We start from the raw sequence: 7,116 nt of genomic DNA, 5'->3' as shown, positions 1-7,116 counted from the left end.
GCGCGCGATCCGGCAGGCAATTTCGCCGCGGTTGGCGATCAGAAGCGTTTTGATTTTCACGGTTCGCTCCTCACATCCTGAACACGCCGAAGTTGGTATCGACCTTGGGTCTGCGCGATGTCACATCCAGCATCAGCGCCATGACGTCACGGGTCTCACAGGGCTCGATCACGCTGTCGATCCAAAGGTTGGAAGCAAAATTATAGGCTCCCTGAAAATCTTCGTATTCCTTGCGGATCGGTGCCTTGAAGGCTTCCTCCTCCTCGGGGGTCCAGCTTTTGCCTTCGCGTTCGTTGATCTGCGCGCGGACCTGAGCCAGCACGCTGGCGGCCTGTTCCGGCCCCATGATTGCCGACCGTCCCGTCGGCCAGGCGAACATTGCGTCCGGCTGGAACGGGCGGCCCAGCATCGCCAGGTATCCGGCCCCGTAAGAGCCACCGGTGATGATTGTGAATTTCGGCACCCGGGCCGAAGACATGGCCGTGATCATCTTGGCGCCAGCCTTGGCAATGCCCATCTGCTCGACCTCGCGGCCCACCATGAAGCCGTTCACATCGGCCAGGAACAGCAGCGGAATATCACGCTGGACGCAGAGATTGATGAAATGCGTCGCCTTCAGCGCGGCTTCGACGAAAAGCACGCCTGTATTGGCGATGATCCCGACCTCGTGGCCGTGGATGCGCCCCCAGCCGGTCATGATCGTGTCGCCATAAAGCGGCTTGAATTCGTGAAAATCGCTCTCATCGACCAACCGAGCCACGATTTCGCGGTTGTCGGTCGGCACCTTGGGGTCGCGGCTGATGAGCCCATAAATCTCTTCGACCGGGTAGGCGGGCGCACGGGGCGTTTCGGGCGTCTTGCGGGGTTGGGGTTTTTCGCCAAGATGGCTGACAATTTCGCGCGTGATGGCCAGAGCGTGGGCGTCATCTTCGGCCAAATGGTCGGTCACACCGGAAACGGACGAATGCATCTTGCCGCCACCCAGTTCTTCGGCTTCGACCTTTTCGCCGGTTGCGGCAAAGGTCAATTCCGGTCCGCCCAGATACATAAAGCCCTGACCGCGCACGATCACCACTTCGTCACAGAGCGCGGGGATATAGGCACCACCCGCGGTGCAGGGCCCCATGACCACGGCGATTTGCGGCACACCATCGCCAGACATGCCGATCTGTTGGTGAAAGATGGAGCCGAACTGGCCTTCGTCGGGGAAAAGGTTGGCCTGGTCGGGCAGGAAGGCACCGCCGGAGTCCACGAGGGTGATGACGGGCAGGCGGTTTTTCCAGGCAATTTTCTGTGCCCGGACGTGTTTGCGGCAGGTGATCCCGAAATAGGTGCCGCCCTTTACGGTGGCATCATTGGCGATGATCATGCACTGACGGCCTTCGATCACGCCAATACCGGTAATGATGCCGGCGCCGGGTGGAACTCCCTTGTGCATATTCAGTCCGGCCAACTCGCCGAGTTCCAGAAATGGTGTGCCCGGGTCGATCAGCCGTTCGATCCGTTCGCGCGGCAGGATTTTGCCTTTGTCCACATGACGTTTGCGCGCCATTTCGGGGCCGCCGACGCGCTGTAAGAGCCGGAGGGCATGTAGTTCATCGACCTTTTCGCGGTAAGACACGTCGTTGGCGCGGAAGTCGTCCGACCCGCTGTCGAGAAGGGATTTCATTCTAGTCATGGCAGGTCTGGATATTTCCTGAGAACGAAGGCGACCTTAGCGGCGCCAGGTTTTTCGAAAGTGTCGGCCGCAACCAGGTGAACGTCGGCCTTGAAGACCAAGGAGTCGCGAAGCCGCTGCTCAATTTTCTTTTTGAGGGTGACGTCATCGGCCGGATCGCGATCGGGGCCCCGTTCGACAATCACCGTCAGCGCGCCCTGCGTGGTATGGCCCTCGAAATCGGCCACGATGCGCATGACGCCGTTGGTGTCCGGCACCATTTCGGTAACGATGCTGTTGATCGCCGACGGGAAGACATTGGCCCCGCGCACGATCAGCATGTCGTCGGTGCGGCCGGTGCAGCGGATCTTCGGTCCGGTGCGGCCGCAGGAGCATTCGGTATCGATCACTTCGATATAATCGCCTGACCGGAACCGCACGAGCGGGCTCGCCTGGCGGCCGAGCGCGGTATAGACCATCTCGCCTTCTGCGCCTTTTTTCCAGGGAATGATCCTGCCGCTCTCCGGGTCGAGCAGCTCGGTCAGGACATAATCCATGTTGACCATGTGCATACCCGACTGGGCGTCGCACTCGGCCCAGTATGTCACGCCCAGATCGGTGCCGCCCAGCATCTCGGTGCATTTCGCACCCCAGGCCTTTTCGATCTTTGCCCGAATTGCGGGAATGCCGCCGCCGGGTTCGCCGCCGACGATCACGCGCTCGATACCCAGTTCGCTGGCCTTGCAGCCAAGTACCTCGGGAGCCTTTTCGGCCAGGTGCAGCACAAAGTTCGGGGCGCCGACCACGCAACGCGTGCGGGTGTCGGCGCAGGCGCGCAGCAGCCGTTCCGCACCGCCATCGGCGCCCACCGGGACATCGATCGTGCCCATGTACTGCAATCCCTGCATCACGGGGATGCCGCCGACAAAGCCCTTGGCGAGCGAAAACGCGTGCAGCACCATGTCGCCCGGCCGCACGCCATTGGCAAAGAAACAGCGTGCCGTCATCTCGTGCCACATTTCGGCGTCGGATTCGGTCAGGGCCACATATGAGGGGCTGCCGGTCGTGCCCGACGATGCCTGCATTTGGATGATCTCGTACATGGGCGCGGCGCGGTGTTTGCCGAACGGCGGATCGGCGGCCAGGCTTTCGCGGATCTCGGTCTTGTAGGTATAGGGCAGTTTCTGCAGGTCTTCGATGGTGCGGATATCGTCGAATTCCACACCGGCTTTCGCGAACTTCTCCTGATAGAAAGTCGAGTTTGCCTTGAGATAGGCCATCTGATCGCGCAGTCGCTCTTCCTGAATACGGCGCACCTCGTCGAGCGGCGTGCCCTCGATCGCGTGCCAGAAGCGATCATTTACCTTGTCGGCGGCATCTTCCCGCCGGAAGCGCATTCCAAATTGCATGTCGTTCTCCGTTCCTAGCCGTGGCGATCAATAGGATCGTGGCAGGCCCATGACCTTTTCGCCGATAAAGCTCAGGCACAGTTCGCGGTTCACCGGCGCTGTGCGCAGCAGGCGGACCAGCGGGTACATTTCGTAAAGTCCCGTATCTTCGGTAAAGCCCGATCCACCATGCGCCTGAAGCGCCGCGTCGACCGCTTCGATCCCGGCTTCGGCGGCGGCATATTTCGCCATGTTCGACGACGCACCGGCAGGCAGCTTGTTGTCGAACTCCCATGCCGCGCGCCGGGTCATCAGACTGGCCATTTCGACTGCCGTATGCGCCTTGGCCATCGGATGCTGCACGCCCTGGTGCGCACCGATGGGTTGGCCGAACACATTGCGCTCGGAGGCATAGGCCACGCCCTTGTTCAGGGCGAACCGGCCGATGCCGCAGCACAAGGCGGCCAGGATAATACGCTCGGGGTTGAGGCTGTCGAACAGGATCGAGAACCCTTCGTCCACCTCGCCGACCACATCCTCGGGGCCGAGATCCACATCGTCGAAGAACAGTGTCCACTGCTCCTCGGGCAGGGGGATCGAGATCTTCACCCGCTGCTTGTGGACGCCTTTTTTCTTCAGATCCACGGCGAACAGGGTAAAGCCGTCGGTCTTGCGGCTGACCTCGGTATGCGGTTTGGTCCGCGCCACCACGAGGCAGTAGTCGGCCACTTCGGCCCCGGTGATGAAGGTCTTTTCGCCCGACAGGCTGAACCGGTTGCCTCGACGCTTGGCCAGCGTAGTGGCCTTCATCGTGTTCGACCCGGCCCCCGGTTCGGTGATCGCGAAACAGAACTGGATATCACCGCGGCAGGCGGCCGGCAGCAGTTCTTTCTTGTGGAACTCGCTCCCGTGGCTGGCGATATGGGCCAGCGACATGGTCGGCCCGACCACCATCATCAAAAGCGGAATGCCGTGATTGGCGGTGCCCTCCATGAACAGGGCCATTTCAGTCATACCAAGGCCCGCGCCGCCGAATTCCTCGGGCACCATGATGCCCAGGAAACCGTCATCGGCAATCTGCTTGAACATCTCGTGCGGGAACTCATGCCTGCGCGCGTGGTCCAGCCAATACGCATTGTCGTATTTCTGCGCCAGCTGGCCGCCATACTCGTAAATCTGGCGTTGTTCGTCGTTCAAAATGAAATCCATGTTTCGTCCTCAGGCCTTGAATTCGGGGGCGCGCCGGTTCTCGAATGCGTCGAGGCCCTCGGCCACGTCATCGCTGGGCAGTGCACGCACCGCGGCATCGCGCTCAAGCCGCATCTGCTGGTCGATACCAAGGTCCGCACCTTCGCGCGCCAACCGCTTCATCTCGGCGATGCCGGGACGCGAGCGGGTGGCGATCTTCTGGCAGTATTCCAGCGAGATCTTGTGCAGGTCCGCATCCGGCACGATGTAGTTGACCAGGCCGGCCTCTTTGGCCTCGTCCGACTTGAGCCAGCGGGCCGAGAACATCAGGTCGAGCGCCCGGCGCTGCCCCATCAACCGCGTCAGCCGCTGCGAGCCACCCCAACCGGGAATCAGCCCGAATTGCGCATGCTGATCGCCAAACTGGGCGCTTTCGGCCGCAAAGCACACGTCGCAGGCCAGCATCAGTTCGATCCCGCCGGCCAGACACAACCCCTGCACTGCGACTACGACAGGGAGGGAGGAGGTTTCGAGCGCACGCAGGTTTTTCATGCCAAAGGCGATGAAATGGTCCAGTGCGGCGGGATCGTTCAATTTACCTTTCACTTCCACCAGATCGGCACCGGTGCAAAAGTGCTTGCCCTGCGCCCGGATGAGGATCGCCCGAATAGCGGGGTTCGCCTCGAATTCCGCACGCGCGACAGAAATACGCTCATGCACCTCAAGTGACAGGCAATTGAATTTCTCGGGGCGGGCCAGTTCGATGATGCCGGTGTTGCCCTCGGAAGTGACGAGGATGGGGTCGCTCATTTCGAGGCTCCCTTCGCCTTCTTGTCATACTGCAGCGCCATGCGACCGACCTTCTCGCGGGCGATCACCAGCTTCTGGATCTGCGCGGTGCCGTCACCGATCTGCAAGCCGAGCACATCGTTGTAGCGCTGGTGGTGGGGCAGGTCGGTGGTGTAGCCGTAATGTCCGTGCAGGATCAGGCACTGGTGCAGGATCTCGCAGGCGGTTTTGGGCAGGTACCATTTGCACATGGCGGCCTGAGAGGTGTGGGGCAGGCCACGGTCGCGCAGGTCCAGCGTGTAATAGCAAAGCTGGCGCATCATGGTCAGTTGGGTCTCGGCCTCGGCCAAGGGAAAGCTGACACCCTGATACTGCACGATCGGGGCTCCGAATGCCTCGCGCTCCTGAACGTAGGCCCAGGTTTCATCCACCGACGCTTGCGCGGCCCCCAGGCACTCCAGCCCGATCAGTGCGCGGGAATAGTCGAAGCCCGCCATGATCGTGCCAAAGGCACGGTCCTGTTCCGCCATCATGTTTTCAGCCGGCACGAAAACATCGTCAAAGAAAACCGAGCCGCGCCCGACAGGCTTGGTGCCGATGTCGTCAAAATGGGTGCGCTTGATGCCTTCCTGGTTCAGATCGACGAAAAAGGCGCTGACCCCGCGTGAGCCGCCGTCAGGATCGCCGGTACGGGCAAAGACGACCGCCGCATCCGCCTGACTGGCAAAACTCATGGATGTCTTTTCACCGTTCAGCCGCCAGCCGTTGCCGGATTTCTCGGCCCTCAGAATCAGGTTCGCCGCATCCGAACCGCCGCGCGGCTCTGTCAGGCCCAGGCCAATGACCGCATCACCCGAAACAACCTTGGGCACCCATTCCGACGCGATGTCCTTGGAGGCATGTTTGGCAACCATTCCGCCCATGAGAGAGCCCAGAAGCTGCACGTAACTTGCGTTGAAATCGGCATAGGCGATCTCTTCGACGATCAGCCCTGACGTGACAGAGCTTTCGCCGAGACCCCCGAATTCCTCGGGCAGATCGGCCCCGATCAGCCCCAGTGCGCCCATCTCCTTGATCAGCGCACGGTCGAATGTATGGCCGCTGGCGCGTTCTTGATATGTGGGCGAAAGCCTTTCAGTTGCGAAGCGCTTTGCGGTCTCGCGAAACGCCTTCTGATCGTCTGTAGGCTGGAATTGCATCGGTGCTCCTCCTCGTGAGCGAAAATCTTCTTTCCAAAAATCTAACAAATGTTAGAATGTATATCAAGTGCAGTTTTGAGGAGGAGAACCAAAGTGAAAAATAGACCAGATGGAAGCTTTGAAACCATGCTCTCGCCCATCCGCGCAGGCCAGCATACATTGCGAAATCGTGTCATCATGGGGTCGATGCACACGCGGTTGGAAACCGAGCCTGACGGCATAGCCAAACAGGTCGCTTTTTACTCTGAGCGGGCGCGGGGGGAGGCGGCGATTCTGGTCACCGGCGGGTTTTCGCCCAATGCCGAGGGCATATTCGATCCAGAAGGTCCGAGAATCGATGACCCGGAAGAAGCGCTTGACCTGCGCCCGATCTGCGAGGCGGTGCAGGCCGAAGGCAGCCTGATCTGCGCGCAACTCCTCCACGCCGGGCGCTATGCCAAGATCGAAGGGTGTGTGGCCCCGTCGCCGATCCGCGCCCCGATCAACCGTTTCATCCCGCGTGAAATGACCGAAGCCGACATTCTCCGTACCATCGAGGATTTTGCCGTGGCGGCCGCCAATGCGCTGGCCGCAGGCTTTGATGGCGTCGAGATCATGGGGTCCGAGGGATACCTGATCAACGAATTCACCGTCACCCACACCAACAAGCGCCAAGACGACTGGGGCGGCAGCGCCGCGAACCGCCACCGATTCCCGGTCGATATCGTGCGCGCGGTGCGCGAACGTTGCGGCCCCGACTTTCTGGTCATCTACCGGATTTCGGCGGCCGATCTGGTCGAGGGCGGCGCGCCCGCCGATGAAATTGCCGCACTGGCCCGCAAGATCGAGGCTGCGGGTGCGGATATCCTGAACACCGGCATCGGCTGGCATGAGGCCCGCGTGCCGACGATCGCCT

General features: G+C 61.1%; 5 protein-coding genes and 1 pseudogene. 1 reads left to right on the top strand and 5 read right to left on the bottom strand.

Features of this window, described 5'->3' with window-relative positions; genetic code table 11:
- Positions 1 to 70: 70 nt before the first annotated feature.
- The 5 genes from AACZ55_RS15005 to AACZ55_RS14985 are packed head-to-tail and all read right to left on the bottom strand — an operon-like array spanning position 71 to position 6,221.
- Positions 71 to 1,678 carry a carboxyl transferase domain-containing protein gene (locus AACZ55_RS15005; RefSeq protein WP_028288577.1) on the bottom strand — a complete coding sequence of 536 codons (1,608 nt, stop codon included), beginning with the start codon at positions 1,676 to 1,678 and terminating at the stop codon, positions 71 to 73.
- The gene (locus tag AACZ55_RS15000) at positions 1,675 to 3,066 is read right to left on the bottom strand and encodes an AMP-binding protein (RefSeq protein WP_028288576.1); all 1,392 of its coding nucleotides are present in this window, start codon (positions 3,064 to 3,066) and stop codon (positions 1,675 to 1,677) included. The genes AACZ55_RS15005 and AACZ55_RS15000 overlap by 4 nt, the downstream gene beginning before the upstream one ends.
- 27 nt (positions 3,067 to 3,093) lie before the next feature.
- The gene (locus AACZ55_RS14995; protein ID WP_339647418.1) at positions 3,094 to 4,242 is read right to left on the bottom strand and encodes an acyl-CoA dehydrogenase family protein; all 1,149 of its coding nucleotides are present in this window, start codon (positions 4,240 to 4,242) and stop codon (positions 3,094 to 3,096) included.
- Positions 4,243 to 4,263: 21 nt separating this feature from the next.
- Entirely contained in the window at positions 4,264 to 5,043 is a 780-nt protein-coding gene (locus AACZ55_RS14990; protein WP_028288574.1) for an enoyl-CoA hydratase/isomerase family protein, read from the bottom strand.
- A complete protein-coding gene (locus AACZ55_RS14985; RefSeq protein ID WP_028288573.1) occupies positions 5,040 to 6,221 on the bottom strand; it encodes an acyl-CoA dehydrogenase family protein in 1,182 nt (393 codons plus the stop codon). The genes AACZ55_RS14990 and AACZ55_RS14985 overlap by 4 nt, the downstream gene beginning before the upstream one ends.
- A gap of 93 nt (positions 6,222 to 6,314) precedes the next feature.
- Here AACZ55_RS14985 and fadH point away from each other — a divergent pair.
- Positions 6,315 to 7,116: pseudogene (fadH, locus tag AACZ55_RS14980) on the top strand (NADPH-dependent 2,4-dienoyl-CoA reductase); the annotation flags it as partial.

Source organism: uncultured Pelagibacterium sp. (assembly GCF_963972885.1).
Taxonomy (GTDB): domain Bacteria; phylum Pseudomonadota; class Alphaproteobacteria; order Rhizobiales; family Devosiaceae; genus Pelagibacterium; species Pelagibacterium nitratireducens.
This window is presented reverse-complemented; position numbering and strand designations above follow the sequence as displayed.

Excerpts from the sequence above, each read along its gene's own strand:
- AACZ55_RS15005 (WP_028288577.1), bottom strand. The coding sequence starts at position 1,678 with ATGACTAGAATGAAATCCCTTCTCGACAGCGGGTCGGACGACTTCCGC.
- AACZ55_RS15000 (WP_028288576.1), bottom strand. The coding sequence starts at position 3,066 with ATGCAATTTGGAATGCGCTTCCGGCGGGAAGATGCCGCCGACAAGGTA.
- AACZ55_RS14990 (WP_028288574.1), bottom strand. The coding sequence starts at position 5,043 with ATGAGCGACCCCATCCTCGTCACTTCCGAGGGCAACACCGGCATCATC.
- AACZ55_RS14985 (WP_028288573.1), bottom strand. The coding sequence starts at position 6,221 with ATGCAATTCCAGCCTACAGACGATCAGAAGGCGTTTCGCGAGACCGCA.